Origin of the sequence: Staphylococcus carnosus (genome assembly GCF_900458435.1) — a bacterium.
GTDB classification, from domain to species: Bacteria; Bacillota; Bacilli; order Staphylococcales; family Staphylococcaceae; genus Staphylococcus; species Staphylococcus carnosus.
This window is the reverse complement of sequence record NZ_UHCT01000001.1, coordinates 188,134-211,374: the sequence shown is the minus strand read 5'-3', so window position 1 is coordinate 211,374 and position 23,241 is coordinate 188,134. Positions and strand designations below refer to the sequence as shown.

Below are 23,241 nucleotides of genomic sequence, written 5' to 3'. Positions count from 1 at the left end.
AAAAATAAGTCCAGAAATTTCATCTGGACTTATTTTTTATGCATTATATTTTTGTAATAGTTTTTTAGGAATATGACAATAATCATCAGGATATTTATCCAGCCTGTCTTGATGTTCTTCAGCACTTGGAACAAAATTCGTTAATGGCAGTACTTCTACAACCACTCTTATTCTATCTGAACGGTCTTGAATATATTCTTTCGCTTCTTCTAAATGACTTGCTTGTTCACTATATATACCCGTTCGATATTTAGGACCAATATCTTCGCCTTGCTGATTTCTACTATAAGGATCAATGATTTCAAAAAGATGGCCTATTAAATCTTTGGCACTTACTTTATTTGAATCAAATATAGTTTTTACACACTCTACATATCCATCATATTGTCCATCTAAATCATGAGTTGAACCATTAGCGCGCCCCGCTTCAGTTTCCACCACGCCAGGCAATGTCTTAACAAAAGCTTGTACGCCCCACAAACATCCGCCTGCTAAGTAAATCACTTCATTCATATCATAATACTCCTTTCATACTTATCCAACTCTTAATACTATTCTAATACATTATGTATTTTCTATACCTTATTTTCTCAATACTTACGCTTCTATCTGTTAATATACTTCTTTACTATATTTTCTGCTACTCAATTGCGCTATGTTACGGTTTTGATTCAAGTTCTGGATACTGCTAAAAAACAACACCTATTATGCAAATTACAATACAGATTGTTTCAAAATAACTTATTTTAATTTATTAAACTTAGAATTTGAGGACATAGTTTTAAAAGCATAAAATGAAAGTGAATTTCATATAAAGGAGAGATATTAATGAACGATAAAACAGCAATTGTTACAGGATCAAGTCATGGAATCGGTGCTGCAACAGCAAAACTATTAGGTGAACGCGGTGCAAATGTTGTCGTTAATTACTACTCAAGTCCTGATGCAGCTGAAAAGGTAGTTGAATATATTGAAAATAACGGAGGTCGTGCTATTGCCATTAAAGCAGATGCACGCGATAAAGAAGATATAGCGCAACTTGTGCAAAAAGCAAAAGAGACTTTCGGCAGCATTGATGTATTTGTGCATAACGCCGGCATGAAATTTCCAATGAAATCATTTGAAGATATGGAGTGGAATGAATTCATTCACAAAACAGATGATGAATTACAAGCTGCTTTCTTTGGAACAAAAGCAGTTATCCCCTACATGAAAGAACAACAATACGGTAAACTTGTCTATATTTCCAGTGGTTTAAGCAAGCGTGCAGCCCCGAATTTCTTAGCCCACGGGGTGTCTAAAAGCAGTCTCAATGCATTCGTAAAATATGTTGCTGACGAATTTGCTGATCAAGGTATTACTGCAAATACAGTGGCACCGGGTATGGTTGAAACAAATGCAACTTCTGGTATGCCTCAACAATACAAAGAGAAACAAGCCTCTTTTGTCCCTATGAAACGTATTGCACAACCTGAGGATGTGGCGAGAGCTGTGGCATTTTATGCAAGTGACGACAGCGACTATATTACAGGAAGTTATATGCCTGTCAGCGGCGGCAGTGAAATGATATAAAAAAAATCAAAGCATAAAAAAATCGCCTGATTTATTGTTAGGCGATTTCTTTATACTTTTAATATTTATAAGGATCCTCTTCTGTGCGTTCTTTCGCAACCTCATTGGCCTTATCGTAATTATAATAACCATCTTCTGTTAAGGTGTCTCTTTTAGGTTTTTTCACTAAAAGCATAATGCCAGCAATAATCCATAAAATAGCAACAATCCAGTTTCCTAGCAATGTAATAATCCCAGCGATTAGTAGCAAAATACCTGCTGTTTTCGCTTTTTTATTGATAAACACACCACCAATAATTGCTAGTATCAATGTTATGATTCCTAATACCAAACCAATTGTAGCAAATGCATGGAAAAACGAAGCTGAAGCTGCAGCATCTTCGTACGTAAGACTTCCGTCACCTTCTTGAATACCTTGAATAAAGTCATCTCCGCTTATAAATGGTAATATTAAGCCAAGCACTAACAACCCAAGTACTGAAAGACCTACGCCAATCCAAGTTAAGACATGTTCTGCTGTTCTTTTAATCATTTTAATTCCTCCTCCCTTTAATTGAACAAATAATTTAGAATAATACAATTATCAACACTAGTATATCTAACCTACTACTTGAAAGTCCATACTTAAAATATAATTTTTCGGTTTATTTAAATTTTAAATATATAAAGCACTGTGTAAATTATAAGATATAAATATGTCCCATTCGTCACTTTCTTACGAATGGGACGTTTATCTTGTTATTGAATTAAATTGTCTTTTCGATCCATCAATTCTTGATAATCTCTCATATACTCTTGTTCTGCATCAGAAGCTCTTGCTGAAGAATTCATAGCACGGTGCCATAATGGATAAATAGGTTCTGGAACCGTTAATTCATTAATCGCATTTATCTCATCAGCTGTTAACTGTAAATTATATGAGGCGATATTTTCTTTCAACTGTTCTTTGTTTCGTGCTGCGATGACAATAGAATCCACATTAGGTCTGTCGCGAAGCCATGCTAATACAACTTGCGGTATCGTAGCATTATGTTTATGCGCAATTTCTGTTACTAAATCTATCAGTTTATAAAACAGCTCATGATTTTTAATGTAAGGTTCAGGCCATCCATCTCCTTGTCGTGTACGAGGTTCGCCTTTTTTATCTCGAGTGATTTTGCCTGTAAGTAAACCTTCTCCTAGTGGTGACCAAATACTGTTCCCGACACCCAATTCAGTACCTGCAGGCAATAACTCATATTCTGCCTCTCGTGATTCTGGTGTATAGTATATTTGTTGTGCAATAGGCGGAGCCATATTATTTTGTGCTGCATACGTATGTGTTTGAGCTAAGTTCCATCCGCTATAATTAGAAACTCCCCAATAGCGAATCTTACCTTTTTGAATCAAATCATTCATCGTTTGAATTGTTTCTTCTATTGGAACTTGTCCGTCCCATGTATGCACATAGTATAAATCCACATAATCTGTACCTAAACGTTTTAAAGAATGATCAATCGATCTTTCAATATTGAGTCTAGATGCTCCAACATTATTAGGATTATCGTTATATGGAAAACCCGTTTTCGTACTGATAACCATTTCATCTCGATGATTACGAATACCCTTACCTAAAGCAATTTCCGAATCACCTTTAGAATATAAATTGGCTGTATCAAATTGATTAATCCCTTGTTCCAAAGCATAATCAATAAAATACTCAACTTCCTTCTCAGTCATGCCACCTGCATTTTCAAAACCATTGCTGCCTGCAAAAGGAATAGTACCTAATGCATATCTTGAAACGTTCAAACCGGAATTACCTAATCTTGTATAATCCACACTTAACGCCCCCTCAATAATTCTATATAATTTAAAATTCCCTTTTCGCTTCTTGTACAATCATTTATTTACATTCAACCTAAAACAAATTTAAAAAATCCTATGCACAAAAATAGCATTCTTTTCAAAGTCTATATTTACGAAAAGTTAACAAATAGTTAATTACTTTATTGTTATAATTAAATTAAAATTCATACATATTCGGAGGAACATTAATGAAAAGTAAATTTCTAACCCCTATTTTTTCAGCAGTCGCAACTGCAACAGTAATACTTATCCCTCAATCAGTACATGCAGAAACAACCTCAGCACCTAGTACAAAAACTGTAAGCATCCATGATATTCAAGGTACAGGTCACTATTCACCACTCAATAATAAAAAAGTGCAAGATGTTGAAGGAATCGTTACATACCAATATGACATTCGCGGTCAGCATTACTTCCATATGCAGACACCTGACAAAAAAACGGATAATAACCCTAACACTTCTGAAGGTATCATTGTTTATACAGGCAATAAAAAGGCAGATGTTAAAGTCGGTGATGCTATCAAAGTCACAGGTACTGTTAATGAATATGCGATTGACGGCTATGACGATAAAGCTAAAACCGATTTGCCTGTTACAGAAATCAATGCCCGCGATGACCAAGGCGGTAAAATTTCAATAGAATCCAGCAATCAACCACTGCCAAAACCTTATGTCATCAAACATGTACCTGAAGCTATTTCGTCTAATGATAACTTCAAAACTTTTAATCGCAATCGATACGCAATAGACTATTGGGAATCATTAGAAGGCATGCGTGTGCAAACTGGTAATGTTCGCAGTGTAGGACCGCAAGAACACGGTGACTTATTTACAGTGCCTGAAGACATTCCTGCTGAAACGAAAAATGGCGGATTACTATTAAAACAAAATGATACCAATGGAGAACGTATTCCTTTTAAAATGTACGACAATAATAAAGCGCGTGATTTTAATGTGGTAACTGGCGATCATTTTAAAGGACCGATTATCGGTTATGTAAATTACGGTTTCCAAAATTACAAAATCAACGTAGATTTAGAGGACATGAAAAAAACTTATCAAAAAGGACAAACACAGCCTCAACCTACTTCTATCACTCCTGAAAAGCAAAAATTAACGATGGCTTCTTACAATTTAGAGAACTTCTCAAATGATGTAAAATCATCAAGTGATGATAAAGCACAGAAGCTTGCTAATGGTATTGTTAAAAATATGAAACAACCTGACATTATCGGAGTGACAGAAGTTCAAGATAACGATGGACCAGGCAATGGAGGTCCTCAAGGAGACCAATCATACGAACGTCTTATTAGAGCCATTAAGACTGCCGCGGGGGTCCAGAATATAAATATATTAATATTGACCCTGAAATGAATAAAGACGGCGGTCAACCTGGTGCTAATATCCGTGTCGGTTTCTTATATAACCCTAACCGTGTTCAATTTGATAGTAAGATTAAACCAGGTGATGCTAATACTGCTGTTTCTTATCAAAAAGGCAACTTAACACGTAACCCTGGAAGAATCGACCCGAATAATCCAGCATTTATAGATTCCCGCAAACCTTTGGCAGCTCAGTTTAAATTCCGAGGCAAACAAGTCATTGCGATTGCAAATCATTGGAATTCTAAAAATGGTGACGATGCCTTATTCGGTAAAAACCAACCTGTCAATTTAGGCAGTGAGAAACAACGCGTTGAAATTGCGAAAGCTGTCTCTCGTTTTGTGACACAAGTTAAACAAGATAATCCAAAAGCCAACATTGTAGCATTAGGTGATTTTAATGATTTCCAATGGTCACAACCCCTTAAAACATTAGAAGGTAATCAAATGACAGATTTAGTGAACAGCGTGCCTCAAAACGAGCGTTATTCATACGTTTATCAAGGCAACTCACAATCTTTAGATCATGTTGTTGTATCTAATAACCTTGCACCGCATTCTAAATTAGATATGGTACATGTCAACTCAGACTTCACAGATATGTCTGGCCGGGCAAGTGATCATGATCCATTATTAGTTCAACTTGATTTGCTTCATTTGAATAAAAAGAACTAAAAATAAAAGTAAGATTCGGATAAAACACCCATTTTTTCCGAATAACAACTTAATTGTAGTGTATCAACTATATTTTTTTGAAAATAAATTTAGCTCCGTAAACCTAGTGGTTGAGCCATTTTTGATTTCACTTCAAAATTTATTGAAATTATCGTGTTTCACTACCTCATCACGGGGTAACCCATAACTGTACTTAAATTTGAAGGAGGAATAAATTATGAACTTTGACGATATTAAGAAAAAAGGCGAAGAACATTTAAGCGAACACAAAGATGAGTACATTGATAAAGGTAAAGAAATCGCTAAAGATAAATTTGGCGACGACAAAAAAGATAAAAAAGACGACAAATAAACATATTCGTTAAAATATGATAAAAATATTATTTAAAGTGAGATTAGGTACTTCATGTATCTAGTCTCATTTTTTATCTTCAATTTCCTAACGATAAGTTTAACTTATTTCAATATTCATAAAACTTCATTATTATTAATGAATCAATAAGCGTATAATAGAGGCCATATCACAAAAGGGGGCGACACTATGAACCATCATGCTCATAGACAGCTTTTATTAGGGATGGCTTCTTTATTTATTGTTATGGCAATCGGACGCTTTGCTTATACGCCGATTTTACCATTCATGCAGCATGCAGAGCATATGAGTGATCAAGCCGCAGGATTACTTGCGACCATTAATTATCTTGGTTATTTAATTGGTGCGATTATTCCTATGTTTTTCATTTTCAAAAGTAAAGTTGTAGATGTCAAAATTTATCTTATACTTAACATCCTTTCCATTATCTTGATGGGTTTCACAACAAATTTCATACTTTGGTCAGTACTGCGTCTTATTGCCGGTATCACAAGTGGGACTGTCTTCGTACTTGCTTCAAATGTAGTTTTAGAAGCATTGCGCCAAGCACACAAAGAAGGTATTTCCGGGTTATTATATAGTGCGGTAGGTCTGGGATTATTCTCAAGCAGTATCTATGTATTCTTTTTTACGGATGAATCTACATGGCAGATGACTTGGATTATTTTAGGGGCGTTCTCTTTAATACTTGGGTTGCTGGTCATCTTCTTTATGAAAGAAAACCCTCCTGTAGAGTCACATAGTAATAACAACACCGAAAGCAAGACTTCCCACCGTCTAAACCCTACGTTTATGCGCTGGTTCTCTATCGCTTACTTTTGCGAAGGTGCAGGTTATATCATTACAGGAACTTTCTTAGTTGCGATTATCAAATCTATTCCTGCATTCTCAGAATATGCAGCTTTAAGTTGGATGTTTGTAGGTCTAGGTGCAATTCCCTCTACTGTTGTGTGGTCGATGATTGCGGAAAAGTTAGATTATAGCAAAGCAACTTACATGGCATTCGGATTACAGATTATCAGTGTCTGCTTGCCTGTGATTTCTCATGATATTGTCAGTTTGATTATTAGTTCACTTTTATTCGGCAGTACTTTCTTAGGACTTACGACACTCTTTATGTCCAAAGGACAAATGTTAATGTTTCAGACAGGCAGTAAGTCTAACTTCATTGCAACTTTAACCGTGATTTACAGCATCGGACAAATGATTGCGCCATTTGTTTCAGGTTACCTCATTGGAGAATCCGGTAATTATAACTCTGCATTACTATTTGCGACTGTCATTTTAATCATTGGTTTAGTCAGCAGTTGGATTAGTTATCGTGCATTGCAGAAAGAAAAAAAAACGGTTTAAAGTTTGTTTTTATGATAAGAGGGAATGGATTTAGCAACAAAGGAGGAATCCATTATGCCTTTTGTAGAAGACAGAATGATGAAAGATTTAGAAGAAAAACCTTCACGTGTAGAAGAAGGTAACTTTAACACTGATCAAGAGATGCAGCAGAATGCATTTGAACGTTTAGGTAAAGACGTTGTCATCATAGAGATTCTTTCAATCATGAATATCGTATTTGCAGTAACAACGTTCACGTTACTAGGATTATTTATTAGAGCAACTAAAAACAAGTAATTATCAAGCCCCAAACAGTCTGTCTGTTCGGGGCATTAATTTTGCTGTACTATTAATTTCGACTGTCTCATATTTCCACTATTCTTCCATAAATAGTTTCTCCACTTGAATCGTATCAAGCACTTTAACACTTTTATCTAAGCTGATATTCGCTTTTTGTTCAACAAGTAAATAAAAAGTGATGCCCAGCTTACGACAAATGTACAATACCGCATGTTTATTATTCTCACTGTTTTGAAGTAAAAAGTCTTTTAAATCCTGCAATTCATCCATCGATATAATACTTTTTGTTAATACATCATTTAGGATTGTTCCGACATAAACAGCTACCTCTTTTGGATACTCATTCAGTAATGCTTCTCCTACTTCACTCATAAAATAGCGTGACCATTGATTCATCAATGTTTCATCACTGATTATATTATCCTCTGCTGCCTCTCCTTCTTCAGCAAACATCTTAGCTAATTCATCTAATGAATATTCATTTTTGTATTTTTGTATATCTTTAATACGCTTCAGTACTTTATCTTTTGGTAGGAAAGATTCTTGACCTGTAAAAGTAGATTTGCGAATAAACCATTCATCAGGGATTAAATTTTTACGTTTCCAACGATAAAGTTGACCATAAGTAATGTCACATTTTAATAAAAGTTCTTTCTTACTAATAAGTTGTTCTGACATGGGATGATACCTCCTATTAACAGTGTAACATAGCATTGTTACATATACTATTTTAAATTGCTTTTTCCTAAAATAGCCATAAAAATAAGCTTGTACATCCTTTGACGACGTACAAGCTTGAAAGTTCATTCTTTATAGCTTTGTTTATAGCCTTTTATAACTTCAGATACTAATACTCCAGCGGCAACTACAGTAAATATACTTAATACTGTGATCAAGAATAAATGAGGACTAGCATAACTATTCATTACTACCTCTAACGCGATAAGTAAAAACACAATTACAGACAACACTGTGATTTTCATCGAATCCATTCAGGGTTAACCACCTTATAATATTATTTGCTCATGACAGAGTGCTACCTATTTCTTTTTCTTCTTAACTACTTCCATTACGATAAGTACCACCAAAATCAAAAGAATAACGCTAATTACAATAACTACATATTTCGGTAATCCTACTGTCGCAACTAATATCATTTCTACAATGACTATAAAGCACATAAGTGCGACATACATTAACATTCTTGGTACATTCATTTTGTTATCATCCAATCGTCTGTTTATCTTTTAGTTGATTATACCCGTCATTTATTATCATCATCATGTTTTTTCTTCTTCTTGTTCTTTGGATTACCGATTTCTGTAAAGATTACAAGTGCTAGTGCTAAACCTAAACAATAAAGGTAATCCACCTTATCAAATACAGCGTATTCAAAGAGGAACATGATATCAAAATAGAACATAAATTTGAGGATTATTATTGGTAATCTTTTCATGTATATTTCTCTCCTTGTACTCGTTATATCATAGATTCCAACATTTCTTAAAGAAACAGATTTAAAGATAAGCTTATAGCTTTACCTTCTTCTTAAATAGTTATATCATTTAAGTATACTTTTTATACTTAATATAGGCTGGAAAAGAGGGATTATATGCCAATCACAGGACATCATCATATTTCTATGTACACAAAAGATGCACGCCAAAATAAATATTTTTATACTGAAATTTTAGGACTTCGTTTAGTCGAAAAAACCGTGAACCAAGATAATCCTACGATGTATCATTTATTTTATGGAGATCAAACAGGAACACCTGGAACTTTATTAACATTTTTTGAAATGCCTAATTTAGGAAAACATCATCCAGGCACAAACAGCATTGCACGTCTTGCTTTGCTAGTACCTGATAAACAAGCTTTAGATTTCTTTGAAGCGCGCTTAAATCGCTATGAAATACAGACTACTACTTCAACGTATTTAGGACAACAAGCACTAGCTTTTCAAGACCCAGATGGTTTAGAACTTATTTTAATAGATAATCATGATCGTAAAATTCCTGAAGTTTGGCAGCACAATCCTTATTCAGACATACCTGAGAACTTACAAATCTTGGGCATGGGTCCAGTAGAATTGCGCTTACGAGATATAAGACCTACCGCAGACTTCCTAGTTGATATACTAGGCTATCAACCATTATCTGCAGATGTCTATTCGCTCGATTCAAAAGGGCTTTATTCTGACTTTGTTTTAGTTGAAGATAATGGAGAACGTGTAAAACCTGGCAGAGGATATGTCCATCACATAGCAGTCAGTGTTCCTACTGATGAAGATTTGGAAGCTATACGTCAAAAAATCGACCAACTTTCAGGCAGCAATTCAGGCATTATTGATCGTTACTTCTTCAAATCACTTTATTATCGTCACAATAAAATTATGTACGAATTTGCGACTGAAGCACCTGGTTTCATAATAGATACACCAATTGAAAATTTAGGTGAAACACTTACTTTACCAGATTTCCTTGAAGACCGTCGTGCAGAAATCGAAAATAATTTAGAAGAGATATAAAATATAAAAAGGCTGTCCCAGCACCAATAAATGTACCGGGACAGCCTTCTGTCTTTAGACTCCCTCTAGACTTCCTTTATGCTAAAACGCTTTGAAATTCAGGCGTTTCTTCAATTACTTTTTTCGCAAATGGACAAGAAGGAATGATTTTTAAATTATTTTCTTTCGCGTATTCTACAACTCTTTTAACTAATTGTGTACCGATACCTTGTCCTTCTAAACTTCCACTGACACCAGTATGGTTTACATCAATTTTATCTTCACCTGCTGGTACAAACGTAATCTCTGCTTCCGGTTGCTCTTCAGAATCTCCAATGTAAAACTTATTGTCACCTTGTTTAATTTCTGCCATATTTATCAACCTCGCTTTTAGATTTGTTGGCTATAAATTTTATACCACTTTAAATCAGAGATAAACATTTACACTTTAATTATGATTCATCCCAAATTTTTTAGTTTTAAATACATTCTTCCAATAATTTTCACGTTCTAATATCGTTTCTATTTTTGTTTTAGTATCAAAAATTTCAATAATGGAATACTGAAAATTATCAGTAATATACTTAGGCCCTTTTTCTTTTAATACCTTTAAAAATGCTTTATTTCCTCCAGTTAAATTGTTTGGTTGTGCATACCCTGACCATCTCTGCCAAATCCCGTCAGTATTGCCTGAAGCTGATCCAATATAGAGTTGTCCATTATGCATATCTGTAATCACATATACCCCTTTTACATAACTAAGCGCCTCTTGCCAACTCGGTTCATTACGTTCCACAATCTGTTTCAATTCTTTATGTGTCATACAAATATTTTGATAACCAGGAAAATGTCCCAATTTCACATTAGGCACAATTTCATACACTTCAGGATTCAACTGTACTTGAACATTACTATACAAACGATTATAAACATCCCTTCCTATAGGACGGTCTAACTTAATAATTAATCGCTTAATATATTCTTGATATTCATCCATCAAAGTCAACTTATAACCAGGTGCATCAAAAACTTCTGGCATTATCTTTTCTACTTTATATAAACCGCCGAATACGAAATATTCAGGGCCATATGGATAATATTGTGCCAAGGCAATTAAATAATCTGCATGATTAAGATTGTTATTCGGCTGTTTAGTTTTCCAAGCATTAAGCTCCACCCAGCCCGCATGATCTTCTAACAGAAAATCCCAAGCACGTTTAGTGATATCGCTAGCATTCATATTAAATTTAATTTTAGTACGCATTATATTAGGAGTTGTTATAAAATCTGTAAGTTTAATCATAGATGTACCTCATTTTTTCTTTTATCATACAATATTTCCGCTTAAAATAGCGCTGCTATTTCATAACACTTGTACGTTTCAATAATCTTTTCAAAAAAGTGCTTTAAACCAGTGGAAATGTTTATCTCAATTCTATAAAATGATTATGTATATTAAAAATAGCACCAAGATTAAACATGATATAAGGAGACGCTATGCATGGGACAAGCATTTAAAAGAATAGCAGCGGTTATTGTTACAGCCTTATTAATTACAGGTATCGCAGTAAGCGGTGTGATTGCGTATCAAAAATATATGAAGAGTGATCAAGCGAGTGCTCTGAAATTTTATGAAAAGAAAGATGCTAAGGAAAACAAAACCGACAAAGATAAATCAGATAAAAAGAAAAAAGTTGAAGCAAAACGAGTTGACGCACCAATACAAGAAGACACGACACAATATCAGCAAGATACTAGTCAAAGCCAACAAACACATCAACGTTCTTATTATGTTGCACCTAAACAAGAATCGAATCAACATACACAAGCGACACATGAAACGGCTAAAGAAACTGAAAAAACAAAAACAGATACAAAGCAACCTGCACCAGCTCAAACACAACCTAAACAGCCTCAACAGCCTGTTCAACCACAACAAAACCAAACGCAAAATCAAAACAATACACCCGTACAAAAAACACAGCCTGCACCACAAAAACAAGCTGAACCTAATCAATCTAATGGGCATTAAACATACTATAGGAATCACTTTGAATAACAAGGTGATTCTTTTTATTTTGCTCAAGTCTTCTATATATGGCGTTATTGATTTAAACTTACACTAGAGAGAGAAATTTAAAGAGGTTATGAAAGTATGCTATTACATATATTACGCAAAGTACCTGTAGCCATAAACGGCTTAGCACTCGGCATCATGACATTAAGCACGTTATTTTATCATTTGAATATGTCTAATGCTGGACTATGTTGTTTTATCATCAGTTGTTTATGCGTCGGGTTATTTATATTAAAAAGCTGTATTTATCCCAAAGATATTATGAATGAATTAAAGAACATTAACATCTTCGCGATTTTTCCTGCACTGCCGATGATGTTAATAACAATGCTGGCGATTATAAATCAGTCTTTTGCTATCACATCTCCAGTTTTAACATTTTTATGGTTTTGTGCTATTGCGATGCACGTCACTATGATGGTAATCTTTTGCTTTTATCATATTCCGCATGATCGCTTTACACCGCCTAATACAAGTTGGTTTGTCATGTTTGTAGGTGTGGGTGTGATTGCAGAAACGGCACCTAGCTTTTATAAGGTAATGGGTGACATCGCTATTGTGACGGGATCCATGTCATTTTTAACACTCATTACGATTATATTGCTTGAACAATCATGGAAATATTATGGACGTTTACAGTTGCCGATGGTTGCGATAATCAGTGCACCAGCTGCTTTATGCTTGAATGGCTATTTACTGAATGAAACGGATTATTCATATCTTTATATCGATTTATTCTTTATCTTGTCTCAACTGTTATTCATATTCTCACTGTTCTTTCTTCCTAAGATTTTAAACAACAAATTCACACCAGCATATGCAGCATTAACATTCCCTTGGGTGACAACAGCATCTGCTACTTACACTGTAGCTCAAAACGTATCTTTACCTTTTATTTCCTCGGAAATAGTTTGGGGTTTGGCTGTGGTTGAAATTATTTTTGCTGTCATTGTCGTTGCACTCGTAACCCTCCGCTATGCCTGGTATTTATTAGATATTCGCAAGTTTAATTAAGATATAAATCTGAGCACTCCGCATTGCATCTTTTGTGTTTTTTGTTAAGATATGATAGGAGAAAAATTTGCGAATTACATGGAAAATTGCTTGAATAACGAATTAAACAGATGTACTTAGGCTTAAAATCAGTCTTCTGCATCATTAACGTCTGCCCTTTTTCCTTTATAATAAATAAAGATAGAGAATATGAGGAGTATTAATTATGGATTATAGAGTATTGTTATATTATAAATATGTCACAATCGATGACCCTGAAACTTTTGCTGCAGAGCATTTAGAATTTTGTAAAGAGAATAACTTAAAAGGCCGTATTTTAGTATCAACTGAAGGTATCAACGGTACTTTATCTGGTACAAAAGAAGATACAGACCAATATATTGCACATATGCGTGCTGATGAACGCTTTAAAGATATCACATTTAAAATTGATGAAGCAGAAGGTCATGCTTTCAAAAAAATGCATGTACGACCACGACACGAAATCGTTGCGCTTGATTTAGAAAACGATATTGATCCTCGTGAAACAACTGGTAAATATTTATCACCTTCTGAATTCCGTGAAGCTTTAGAAGATGATGATACTATCGTCATTGATGCACGTAACGACTATGAATTTGATTTAGGTCATTTCCGTGGTGCTGTACGCCCGAACATTACACGTTTCAGAGATTTGCCTGATTGGATTAAAGAAAACAAAGAAGTGTTTATGGATAAAAAAATCGTCACTTATTGTACTGGCGGTATCCGTTGTGAAAAATTCTCAGGCTTCCTTTTAAAAGAAGGCTTTGAAGATGTGGCTCAACTTGAAGGCGGTATCGCGACTTATGGTAAAGATCCTGAGACAAAAGGTGAACTTTGGGACGGTAAAATGTATGTCTTTGATGAACGTATCAGTGTAGATGTGAACCAAGTTGAAAAAACGGTTATCGGTAAAGAATGGTTCGATGGTACACCTTGCGAACGTTATATCAATTGCAGCAACCCAGAATGCAATAAACAAATCTTAGTTTCTGAAGAAAATGAACACCGTTATTTAGGCGCTTGCTGTAAAGAATGTGCAGAACATGAACGCAACCGTTATGTTGCCAAACACAATATCAGCGATGAGGAAAAAGAAAAATGTTTAGAAAACTTTAAAGAGACAGTTCAACAGTAAGAGGAGAAGCGGATGCATCTATGAGATGTGTCCGCTTTTTGTCATTTTTAAATTAATATTACACTTTTCTTGATATTAGTTTAAAATTATTTAATTTATTTCTGATTTGTGTCGTATTTTAAAAAGTCTAGACATTAATCACATCTAGACTTAGAATTATACATTTAATATTCAATTAGTAACTAACTTATTCTTTTGAGGAGTATTTGTTTTTATATGATTTGCTCTGATAACTATCTACTATTTCTCTTGCCTCTTCTTTTGTAGGTACCCTTTTTAATTTAGGATCATACATATTATGTTTATAGAACTTTATAGAAAAATCTCGCATATTTTCTACAAATTCCCCAACTCTTCTCTCAAATTTTAATTTTGAATAAGCTATTCTACTTCTTTCTTCATACTCAATTTTGTCATACTTCTGGTTATATATTCTATATGATGTTTTAAAGTTATTAAATTGATTTTCTACTGGCTGATAATATTCTAAAAGTTCTTGAATATTTTTATTTGGCTGAGAAGCATGATGACTCATCATAACTATTAATTCCTGTAATTGTCGATCAAACGAATTAAAGTCAGACACTATTTCTTGATATATCTCAGTAGTAACATCTTTATTTATAATCGCATTATCAAAACTTAATTCATTATTTCTAATTTTAGATATTTTAAAAACAACAATATCAATCATACTAATAATATCATCACGATAATCATTTTGTTTTTCTGATTTGTTCTTGTTATATTGGATTTTCATACCGATAAGCGATCCAATCAAACCAGTAATGACTCCCAATATTGAAGCAATAATTTCACTCATACAACATAACCCCTTTGTTATCTTATTTTTTTATTATTACATAAAATGTGTTAAAGGAGTATGTTTTTTACAATTTTTATATCATCTTAATATATTAGTGAAATCAACAGCACTTTTCCTTTTAATATACAATGCTTTCAAAGGTTTGAATGTTCTTCAAAGCTTCATCTAAATTCTTTTGTTTTACTAAAGAAACATAAATGGCACATGCCTCAGCTTGACAATTAAAAGAGCGTTTCGGATTGAATTCTATATCTGTAAACGCCTCATATTTTAAAATTTCTTTTGCTACTTCTTCATTTTGATTTAAAGCATTGATATATATCCAATTATAAAAGAGCGTTTTAGGTTCTAACGGGAAATCCTGATGAAAACTACTGTATTTAATCATATAATCATCTTTATCAATTTCTCTTAACTTCTGCTTCATTTCTTTAGAATTATATCCTTCTTCCAAAAGATAATTTTGATTACCCGCTTTTTTATACACTTTACTAGATTGGAATATTTGTTCAACACTAAGGTGATGACCTTTCACTGTACTTATTTTTAGATTAAAAGCACTCGCTTTAACTCCTATACTTTTTTCTGATTTACTTGATACTTCAAGTAGTTTATCTGTAATATTTAGATTTAAAAATTGCTGATGTAATTCTTTTATACTTTTCTGTTTTTGTTCTTTTGAAAAGCCAGGAAACCACTTAAAAGAAACATCTGCTTTTTTAAAATTAAAATGGTCTGTTGGATCAACATAATAAACGAATCGATTAGCCATATTGTTTATATTTCAACACCTTTTCTTCAGGTATTTTTCCTGATTGTAATAACCGCACTATTTCTTTCTTTTCAAACAAGTCACTTGATACTATTATGTCATATTGTGAAACATTAACTCCACAAAGTTCCAATCTTAAACATTCTTTTTCCGCAATTGCTTCTGTGGGAAAAATAAGACTTGTAATATTTTCTTTAGGTATTTTGTTATAAATCAATACCTCCGCTTGCACGTTAGTAGGTACATTGTCTGGGTAGTTCTGATTCCTAACAAAAATTCTTTTTCCTTCTACTCTTTCACTAAAAACTTCTTCAAAAGCTTCAGCACCATTTCCAATCATTCTTCCACCCTTAGTAGCTGCATTTACAGGACAAAATTTTGTAGAATCATCAATAATTTCAGGACTGATTCCAAGTATCGTCCATTCATTAAATATTTCAGTTTGATTCTTTTTTACTACAGTAGAAAAATAATAGCAATTAGGATATTGGATCGATGTACAAATAAAATCCTCGTGATTATCAAATCTATTCTCATCAGTTTTATTCAAAAATGAAGTATCAGAAATAAAATTATTCGCTAAGATACCATTATCACTATCTACCCCTTCACCTAAAATAAAAGGAAGATTTTTGGATTTAGTAAAATGGCACAATCTAGTAATATGATGGTTTTTTACGACTGCTTGAACCATTAATTTTCACTCCCTTTTTTATATTTCTCAAAAGATGAGTTGTCTAATAATGGTGTTATTTGACCCGAGTATAAAATAATAAGTTTATTTCTTGCTCTTGTAACACCAACATAATACTGTGCAACGTATTTCTCTAGTATTTCTGTGCCTATATTAGTAAGATCAAACTCTTCTTTATCCATATCAAGCTCATTATTATCTATCGTTAAACTTTCTAAAAAAGTTTTTTTACTTAAAAAAGGCATAATAACCGTATCAAATTCTAACCCTTTAATTTGTCTATAAGTTCCAATGATAATGTTGCTTTCACGATTAGTTAAACTATATTTCTTAAAATTATTCCCATGTTTTTCAATAAAGCTTTTAAAATCTTTAAACTTGTGTGTTGGAAGTATGACACATATACTTTCGCCTTTATAGTTTGTCTCCACAGCATTAATATATTGATAAACTTTGGACATTTCTTCTTCTTCATTTTTGTATTGGATAATTTTTGGGTCTTGTCCTTTTCTGATTCCTAATTCAGCTTCTGCATAAAATTCATTACTCTTGTCAAAATATGGTGAATTAGATATTTCTTCAGCTAACTCACTGATTGGACGGCTATTTCTATAATTTTGAATCAATTTATACTTCTTATAACTATTCATATTAATACCTAGCGATTTGAAAGAAATACGCTTTCCGAATACACCTTGATTAATATCTCCTAACAACACTAATGCGCCGTTTTTATCACTTAAAGCATTTACAGTCATTAACATATCTGATGTGAAATCTTGAAATTCATCGATAAGAATATATTTAAAAGACAGCAACTTTTCTCTTTTATCTTGATCTTCAATTTTTTCTAATAAATTTCGTATTAAACTCCCGATATCCTCAAAGTCATAATATCTATCGTCTTCTTCTCTATTTTCTAAATATTTTTCATAAACTTCATAAAAATATTTTCTTTTACTTCTATCTATTCTAGTGCTTCTTCTTCCTATTCTCTCTATCTTTTCATAATCTTCTAGAGTACTAACTGCCATTTGTTGCAGCCACGATATTTCGTCAGAAAATGTTTGATAAGGTCTTTTAAACGAAGATTCATCTGGATACTTTTTACTTATCTCATCAACAGCTTGTTCAACCTGTCTAGCTTTCTTTTTATAATGATTATAATTTTTTACTCCTTTTCCTTCTTTATATTTATTTAATAATAACTCTTCTTCCTGAAAACTATCGCAGATTTTATTTAAAATTTCTTTCATGAATAAATTATATGTATTAACAATCAAATTATTAGGTACTGCTTCATTTCGCTGTGCAGCAATAAGCTCTATTTTGGAAATCATATCTTGATTTACCGCTTTATTAAATGTAAGCAAAACAATTCTATCATTAGGGTACACCTTAGAGAGCCAATATATTCTGTAAATAGCTAATAATGATTTTCCACATCCTGCACTCCCAGTGATAACCATATTTTGATTATCAGCTACATATAAAATCTCAGTTTGATGACCCACAAGAGTTGGTATTGACATATCATATTTCACCCCTTCATAATAAATATTGACTATTTATAATTTTGAAAATAATTGTATGCAACACCTAGTATAACATTAAATTCAGACTTTATTTTTACATATATATTCATAAATAATTATTAAACTTAATAAGGAGAATTTCATGGAAAATTTTAATGCTGAAAAGTTGAACAATAAAATTAAGTATTTACAAGATTTAGTACAGTCTTCTTTAAATGTAGGAGAACAAATCACAAGCAATCATTTGCAAGAAATCTTTTTAGAGTTTAAAAAAAGCAACATTGTCGATCACTATGCGATTTATAACAACGTGCTAATTGAAGATGAAAATCAAATCAGACAAATTGATCATTTTGTAATCTGTACAAACGGGCTCTTTATCATTGAAACAAAACACTGGAAAGGTGATATTTATTTCAATTTTAGTAAAGATAACTTGGAAAAATTTAATTTAGATGGTTTAAAAAAGTATTTATTCCCAGAACATAGCGATGATTACATCACCTTTATTCTCAGCAATGAAAATAAACAATTTGCTTTTAAAAAATATGGACACCCTTTCGCTCAAATTCAAAAGACACGCGAATTTGCAAATCAAATATTTGATGCAAGGTTCATCGAAATGGTTATTTACTTCAACCATAAAGGCGATGGCAACCTTTACGTAGGTAATCCAAATAAATATATTGCTACACCTTCTTCTAAATCAGAATTCAAGCAGACTTTATATCATAAAATCACTCAAAATAAGACGCGTACTTGTATGGACGCTACTACTATCATGACTTATTGTGATGCGTTGAATAAGTTTGCTAACAATGATGCAAGTATTATTAATATTAATTAGCAATCATACATGGTAATGATTTCATTTTCGGTTATTTTTATATACTTTTACTTCTTCATTTTTAATTTATACTTGTCATTTGCATATAAAAATAAGGAAAGCCAAGCAACTAGTGCTTGACTTGTCAAAATTTTAAACTGCCGGTTCTTGCCCAGATATTTGATAATCTAATTCAAATTCTGTTTTAGCAGTCATTTTTCTATATTGATATACAAAATAACCGATCCATAATAGCGTTAATCCGAAAGCTAAATAATAGCTGACTGTAAGATTTATACCAAAACCAATTTTCTGACTCAAAATATAAACAAAGATATTCCACGTCATAAAAGTTGCAGGTACAGCTGCCACCCAATAATTCTTCTTAGCCAATAGAAGATACATAGTTCCAACCCATAGGGCTACTACTGCAGTGGTTTGATTGGCCCACGAGAAATAGCGCCACAAGACTGTAAAATCAATTTGAGTTAATGCAAAGCTAATGATAAAGAGTGGTGCTGCTACAAAAATACGCTTTGCTAACTTACGTTGATCGATGTGCAGGTAATCTGCAATAATCATACGTGCACTTCTAAACGAAGTATCTCCGCTAGTAATCGGTAAAACAATCACACCGAGTACAGCAATTGTTCCTAAAACAGAACCAAGCAGTAAGTGCGCTGCTTTGCTCACTACTAAAGCAGCCTCTCCTTCAGCCAACACACCTTTTAAGCCTTCGTATCCATGGAACAAACTCATTCCAGCTGCTGCCCAAATCATAGCGATAATTCCTTCAGCAATCATCATTCCATAAAAAATAAACCGACCATTTTTTTCATTATTTGTTGTTCTAGAAATGATTGGTGTTTGTGTCGCATGAAACCCTGATAATGCTCCGCATGTGATAGTGAATAAAAGTAAAGGGAAAATCGGTGCGCCATCGGGATGCATATTTTGTAAACTGATTTCTGGTATGTGTGCACCTGTTTGAATAAGACGGAATCCCATACCTACTGCACTCACAACTAAAAGTGCACCAAAAATCGGGTAAATGCGACCAATGATTTTATCGATCGGCAAAATAGTAAATAAAATATAATACACAAAAATCGCAAAAATAATTATTCCTAATGCTACGCGCCCATCCATTAAATTATGTAATAGTAGCGCTGGACTTGTTACAAATACAGTGCCAGTTAAAAGTAATAAGAGAATTGAGAAGATATTAACGAAATGCTTCATCACCTTGCCTAAAAACTTACTTGCAAGTTCAGGTAAATGAGCCCCTTTATTTCGTATAGAAATCATCCCTGTAAGATAATCATGGACAGCTCCGGCAAAAATACATCCAACTACTATCCAAATAAAAGCAACTGGACCATATAAAGCTCCCATAATCGGTCCGAAGATAGGTCCAACTCCTGCGATATTCAAAAGCTGAATTAATGAATTTGATGATGTTTTCATCGGCAGGTAATCAACATTATCGCGTTGGTTATAAGCAGGTGTTGGTCGTGTTTGTTTTGGACCGAACATCTTGTCGATATACCTCCCATATGTAAAGTAACCTACAATCAGCAAAATGATAGAAACTATAAATGTAATCATTTTACTCCCCCTTTATTTATTTTTATATGAAGAACTCTAAGTTGATAAATGTAAACGCTTACTTAATTTAATCATAAACTTTTAATTGTCACAAGATTGTGAAAATAATAACTGGTCAAACTCTTTCTAATGAAAAGCAACTATATTATAGTCCTAATAGATACATAATTTCTTTTCTCATAATGAACTCAATAACGCTATAAGTCTGTCCTTTAAAATAGAATTTTCTCTATGTATTTTCAATTTATCTTGTGCGATAATAAAAGCGTAAAGAAAAGCGCCGTGCTCCAACACGACGCTTTCAGAGACCGTTTAAAAGACGGCGACATACTAAGATTGTTTAAATAAGCCATCTCAGTCACATCAAAGTTGTGAGATGGTTTATTTTTTGTTTTCTGAACTCAGCGTCAATTTTCTTCTAAAAGGCTTCTCTTTATGTATTTGTGTGTACTTTTACTTTCTCTTATGCGATAATAAAGGCGTAAAGAAAGCGCCGTGCTCCAACACGACGCTTTCAGAGACCGTTTAAAAGACGGTGACATGATTTTGATGATTTAAACCATCTCAACTACGTCAAAGTTGTGAGATGGTTTATTTTTTATCTTTTTTTAACAATTTCAATAATTATAGTGATTAGGCTCAGTGTAAATTCACCAAACGCTATCATGACTATAATTACTTCAAATGTTGTCATTTAGCCTATCCTTTCTAAATTCAGTGACGCCATAGGCACCACCTCCTTCAAAATAGATTTGCCACCATCTATTCAACTTTCTCTTAGAAATATTATATTATTTTCTCAGTGATTTTTCATCATGACATAATAAAATAAATATTTTCATTTTCGTATAGTCGACTCTTTACATGCAAATGGCGACTATATTTTTAATTTATACTTGTTGTTTGCATACAATTTACGGTAACAGCTGACTTTTCAATTTCTACCTCCCATTTACTATGCCACAGTATTTTTAAATCATTTTTAAAAAGCCTAGACGTTTTTCACATCTAGACTTAATTTTTTAGTTTTCATTATTCTCTTGTTCTCTTTTTTCTAAAGGTATTGAATAATCAGTATCATCTTCAATATAAGTCATTTGGAAATGTTCAGTGGGTTCTCGATGCAGTGCACGCATAATAGAAAAAATCATGAGTACCAGAATAATAGAGAATGGCAGACCTGTAACAAGAGAAGCTGTTTGCAGACTGGTTAGACCTCCCGCAATGGTCATAGTTACAGAAATCGCACCAATCAATAATCCCCAAATTACTTTATGTTGCACTTTCGGATTATCCACACCGCCTGTAGCCATACTTGCTACGATATGTGTTGTAGAGTCCGCACTTGTCACAATAAATATAAAGATCAATGCGATAGCTAAGACGCTTGTGATATCAGAAATCGGGAATTGCTGCAGTAACTCAAAGAGTGCTACGGAGTAATCTTTATCGACTATTTTTTCGATACCTGTATTTTGTGTTAATGCAACTTTCAATGCTGTACCTCCGAAGCCTGCTATCCATGTAAATGAAATGAGCGGCGGGATGATTAAGACACCTATCACGAATTCACGGATAGTACGACCACGTGAAACTCGTGCCACAAAACCACCGATGAATGGTGACCATGCTATTACCCAAGCCCAGTAGAAAACAGTCCATTTTTGAATCCAACTATTATCTCCGGTATATGGATTCACACGCAGACTGTATTCGATGAAATTACGTAGATAATCACCGATTGCAAGCGTATAGGATTCTAAGACGAATTTTAAGTCGCCAAATATCAGTATAAAGATAAGTAAGACGGCTCCAAGACCGACGTTGATGTTGCTTAGCCATTTCACGCCGCGGTTCAATCCTGTGAGTGCTGAACCGAGGAAGATACAGACCATGATTACGGTGATGGCTACTTTAGTCACATTGGTATTCGGCAGATTGAATACATGATGGAGACCGCCGCCTATTTGCATGATACCGAGACCGATAGATGTTGCGATACCCATGACCGTGGCAATGATGGCTAAGATGTCGATGAGGTTGCGAAGTGGTCGATTATACGCCTCTCCGAAGACAGGTTCCATGGCTGTTGAAATTAATCCGTTACGTTGTTTACGGAATTGGAAGTAGGCTACTGTCAGTCCAGAAATCGCAAAGATAGACCATTGTGAAATACCCCAATGGAAGAAAGTATATCCCATAGCGACACGTGCAGATTCAGCTGAATGATCAGGTACTTTTCCTGGGAATGGAGAATGCAGATAATGTGTGAGCGGCTCTGCGACACCCCAGAAGACGATTCCGACTCCTAGTCCTGCAGAGAATAACATGCCGATCCAAGAAATGAATGAGAACTCTGGTTCTTCATTATCAGCACCGAGTTTGAAGCGGCCATAACGTGAGATTGCTAAGGCGATTAAGAACACATCCAATACAAAGATAATCACTAAGAATAACCAACCGAATGAACCTGCAATCATATCATATGTACTTTGCGCATATTTTCCGAATAGTTTTGGAAAGATACCTGCGATTAATGTCACAATTAAAATAATTGCGACGGATGTATAATAAACAATATTTCTATGCTTTTTCCTTTTACTCTTCATAACTGTAAAACATCATCCTATCTATAGTTTAGTGTTTTTATGCATATGTCTTAGATGTAAAAAGATCTAGGTGCGTTAGGTTAAGTTATCTAGATGTAAATCAGATATGATTAAGAAAGGTTGGTTAT

The 23,241-nt window shown here is 33.6% G+C and carries 27 protein-coding genes; 11 read left to right on the top strand and 16 right to left on the bottom strand.

Features of this window, described 5'->3' with window-relative positions; translation table 11 throughout:
- Positions 1 to 36 precede the first annotated feature (36 nt).
- Positions 37 to 513: a peptide-methionine (S)-S-oxide reductase gene (locus DYE31_RS00930; protein WP_015901524.1), complete on the bottom strand. Its 477-nt coding sequence runs from the start codon at positions 511 to 513 to the stop codon at positions 37 to 39.
- Between the two features lie 315 nt (positions 514 to 828).
- Here DYE31_RS00930 and DYE31_RS00925 point away from each other — a divergent pair, with 315 nt between their 5' ends.
- Positions 829 to 1,572: an SDR family NAD(P)-dependent oxidoreductase gene (locus DYE31_RS00925; RefSeq protein WP_015901525.1), complete on the top strand. Its 744-nt coding sequence runs from the start codon at positions 829 to 831 to the stop codon at positions 1,570 to 1,572.
- Positions 1,573 to 1,630: 58 nt separating this feature from the next.
- On the opposite strand, the gene DYE31_RS00920 is transcribed toward DYE31_RS00925, so the two are convergent.
- Together DYE31_RS00920 and DYE31_RS00915 are read right to left on the bottom strand one after the other, a co-directional pair.
- On the bottom strand, positions 1,631 to 2,104 hold the full coding sequence (locus DYE31_RS00920; protein ID WP_015901526.1) for a DUF4064 domain-containing protein: 474 nt from the start codon (positions 2,102 to 2,104) through the stop codon (positions 1,631 to 1,633).
- A 206-nt stretch (positions 2,105 to 2,310) separates the two neighbouring features.
- Positions 2,311 to 3,393, bottom strand: a complete 1,083-nt coding sequence (locus tag DYE31_RS00915; protein ID WP_015901527.1) for an aldo/keto reductase — start codon at positions 3,391 to 3,393, stop codon at positions 2,311 to 2,313.
- A 215-nt stretch (positions 3,394 to 3,608) separates the two neighbouring features.
- On the opposite strand from DYE31_RS00915, the gene DYE31_RS12835 reads away from it, so the two are divergent.
- The 5 genes from DYE31_RS12835 to DYE31_RS00900 all read left to right on the top strand — a co-directional run bounded on the left by DYE31_RS12835 (position 3,609) and on the right by DYE31_RS00900 (position 7,481).
- Positions 3,609 to 4,796, top strand: coding sequence for a hypothetical protein (locus DYE31_RS12835; RefSeq protein WP_232241954.1), 1,188 nt, complete (start codon positions 3,609 to 3,611; stop codon positions 4,794 to 4,796).
- Positions 4,793 to 5,479, top strand: a complete 687-nt coding sequence (locus DYE31_RS12830; RefSeq protein ID WP_015901529.1) for an endonuclease/exonuclease/phosphatase family protein — start codon at positions 4,793 to 4,795, stop codon at positions 5,477 to 5,479. Before DYE31_RS12835 ends, DYE31_RS12830 begins: the two co-directional genes overlap by 4 nt.
- A 217-nt stretch (positions 5,480 to 5,696) precedes the next feature.
- Positions 5,697 to 5,831 carry a hypothetical protein gene (locus tag DYE31_RS12950; RefSeq protein WP_015901530.1) on the top strand — a complete coding sequence of 45 codons (135 nt, stop codon included), beginning with the start codon at positions 5,697 to 5,699 and terminating at the stop codon, positions 5,829 to 5,831.
- A gap of 189 nt (positions 5,832 to 6,020) precedes the next feature.
- Complete coding sequence (locus tag DYE31_RS00905; RefSeq protein ID WP_015901531.1) at positions 6,021 to 7,205, top strand: YbfB/YjiJ family MFS transporter; 1,185 nt, start codon at positions 6,021 to 6,023, stop codon at positions 7,203 to 7,205.
- A 54-nt stretch (positions 7,206 to 7,259) separates the two neighbouring features.
- A complete protein-coding gene (locus tag DYE31_RS00900; RefSeq protein WP_015901532.1) occupies positions 7,260 to 7,481 on the top strand; it encodes a hypothetical protein in 222 nt (73 codons plus the stop codon).
- 78 nt (positions 7,482 to 7,559) lie between these two features.
- Here the strand turns inward: DYE31_RS00900 and DYE31_RS00895 are convergent, their stop codons facing one another.
- From DYE31_RS00895 to DYE31_RS00885, 4 genes are all read right to left on the bottom strand, one after another.
- Positions 7,560 to 8,162 (bottom strand): DUF4004 family protein, encoded by a 603-nt coding sequence (locus DYE31_RS00895; protein ID WP_015901533.1) that lies wholly within the window; start codon positions 8,160 to 8,162, stop codon positions 7,560 to 7,562.
- Positions 8,163 to 8,287: 125 nt separating this feature from the next.
- The gene (locus DYE31_RS00890; protein ID WP_015901534.1) at positions 8,288 to 8,476 is read right to left on the bottom strand and encodes a hypothetical protein; all 189 of its coding nucleotides are present in this window, start codon (positions 8,474 to 8,476) and stop codon (positions 8,288 to 8,290) included.
- 48 nt (positions 8,477 to 8,524) lie between these two features.
- Positions 8,525 to 8,701 (bottom strand): hypothetical protein, encoded by a 177-nt coding sequence (locus DYE31_RS12650; RefSeq protein WP_156768919.1) that lies wholly within the window; start codon positions 8,699 to 8,701, stop codon positions 8,525 to 8,527.
- A gap of 47 nt (positions 8,702 to 8,748) precedes the next feature.
- On the bottom strand, positions 8,749 to 8,940 hold the full coding sequence (locus tag DYE31_RS00885) for a hypothetical protein (RefSeq protein WP_041613049.1): 192 nt from the start codon (positions 8,938 to 8,940) through the stop codon (positions 8,749 to 8,751).
- 156 nt (positions 8,941 to 9,096) lie between these two features.
- On the opposite strand from DYE31_RS00885, the gene DYE31_RS00880 reads away from it, so the two are divergent.
- Positions 9,097 to 10,014, top strand: coding sequence for a VOC family protein (locus DYE31_RS00880; protein WP_015901536.1), 918 nt, complete (start codon positions 9,097 to 9,099; stop codon positions 10,012 to 10,014).
- Positions 10,015 to 10,090: 76 nt separating this feature from the next.
- Here the strand turns inward: DYE31_RS00880 and DYE31_RS00875 are convergent, their stop codons facing one another.
- Positions 10,091 to 10,366, bottom strand: coding sequence for a GNAT family N-acetyltransferase (locus DYE31_RS00875; RefSeq protein WP_015901537.1), 276 nt, complete (start codon positions 10,364 to 10,366; stop codon positions 10,091 to 10,093).
- Positions 10,367 to 10,441: 75 nt separating this feature from the next.
- A complete protein-coding gene (locus tag DYE31_RS00870; protein WP_041613050.1) occupies positions 10,442 to 11,296 on the bottom strand; it encodes a GIY-YIG nuclease family protein in 855 nt (284 codons plus the stop codon).
- 198 nt (positions 11,297 to 11,494) lie between these two features.
- Here DYE31_RS00870 and DYE31_RS00865 point away from each other — a divergent pair, with 198 nt between their 5' ends.
- From DYE31_RS00865 to trhO, 3 genes are all read left to right on the top strand, one after another.
- The gene (locus DYE31_RS00865) at positions 11,495 to 12,025 is read left to right on the top strand and encodes a hypothetical protein (protein WP_053464596.1); all 531 of its coding nucleotides are present in this window, start codon (positions 11,495 to 11,497) and stop codon (positions 12,023 to 12,025) included.
- Between the two features lie 123 nt (positions 12,026 to 12,148).
- Positions 12,149 to 13,084 carry a TDT family transporter gene (locus DYE31_RS00860; protein ID WP_015901540.1) on the top strand — a complete coding sequence of 312 codons (936 nt, stop codon included), beginning with the start codon at positions 12,149 to 12,151 and terminating at the stop codon, positions 13,082 to 13,084.
- A 205-nt stretch (positions 13,085 to 13,289) separates the two neighbouring features.
- Positions 13,290 to 14,243, top strand: coding sequence for an oxygen-dependent tRNA uridine(34) hydroxylase TrhO (gene trhO / locus DYE31_RS00855; RefSeq protein ID WP_015901541.1), 954 nt, complete (start codon positions 13,290 to 13,292; stop codon positions 14,241 to 14,243).
- A 187-nt stretch (positions 14,244 to 14,430) separates the two neighbouring features.
- Here the strand turns inward: trhO and DYE31_RS00850 are convergent, their stop codons facing one another.
- From DYE31_RS00850 to DYE31_RS00835, 4 genes are all read right to left on the bottom strand, one after another.
- A complete protein-coding gene (locus tag DYE31_RS00850; protein WP_053464597.1) occupies positions 14,431 to 15,066 on the bottom strand; it encodes a hypothetical protein in 636 nt (211 codons plus the stop codon).
- Between the two features lie 121 nt (positions 15,067 to 15,187).
- The gene (locus DYE31_RS00845; RefSeq protein WP_015901543.1) at positions 15,188 to 15,841 is read right to left on the bottom strand and encodes a DarT1-associated NADAR antitoxin family protein; all 654 of its coding nucleotides are present in this window, start codon (positions 15,839 to 15,841) and stop codon (positions 15,188 to 15,190) included.
- Positions 15,834 to 16,535 (bottom strand): DarT ssDNA thymidine ADP-ribosyltransferase family protein, encoded by a 702-nt coding sequence (locus DYE31_RS00840; protein WP_015901544.1) that lies wholly within the window; start codon positions 16,533 to 16,535, stop codon positions 15,834 to 15,836. The genes DYE31_RS00845 and DYE31_RS00840 overlap by 8 nt, the downstream gene beginning before the upstream one ends.
- A complete protein-coding gene (locus DYE31_RS00835) occupies positions 16,535 to 18,067 on the bottom strand; it encodes a UvrD-helicase domain-containing protein (protein ID WP_015901545.1) in 1,533 nt (510 codons plus the stop codon). The genes DYE31_RS00840 and DYE31_RS00835 overlap by 1 nt, the downstream gene beginning before the upstream one ends.
- A 145-nt stretch (positions 18,068 to 18,212) precedes the next feature.
- Between DYE31_RS00835 and DYE31_RS00830 the strand changes: the two genes are divergently transcribed.
- Positions 18,213 to 18,917 carry a nuclease-related domain-containing protein gene (locus DYE31_RS00830; RefSeq protein ID WP_015901546.1) on the top strand — a complete coding sequence of 235 codons (705 nt, stop codon included), beginning with the start codon at positions 18,213 to 18,215 and terminating at the stop codon, positions 18,915 to 18,917.
- A gap of 132 nt (positions 18,918 to 19,049) precedes the next feature.
- Here the strand turns inward: DYE31_RS00830 and DYE31_RS00825 are convergent, their stop codons facing one another.
- The 3 genes from DYE31_RS00825 to DYE31_RS00815 form a co-directional block, all read right to left on the bottom strand.
- The gene (locus DYE31_RS00825; protein WP_015901547.1) at positions 19,050 to 20,504 is read right to left on the bottom strand and encodes a carbon starvation CstA family protein; all 1,455 of its coding nucleotides are present in this window, start codon (positions 20,502 to 20,504) and stop codon (positions 19,050 to 19,052) included.
- Between the two features lie 598 nt (positions 20,505 to 21,102).
- Positions 21,103 to 21,198: a putative holin-like toxin gene (locus DYE31_RS13015; RefSeq protein WP_075140869.1), complete on the bottom strand. Its 96-nt coding sequence runs from the start codon at positions 21,196 to 21,198 to the stop codon at positions 21,103 to 21,105.
- A 328-nt stretch (positions 21,199 to 21,526) separates the two neighbouring features.
- A complete protein-coding gene (locus tag DYE31_RS00815) occupies positions 21,527 to 23,113 on the bottom strand; it encodes a BCCT family transporter (protein ID WP_015901548.1) in 1,587 nt (528 codons plus the stop codon).
- Between the last annotated feature and the right edge of the window lie 128 nt (positions 23,114 to 23,241).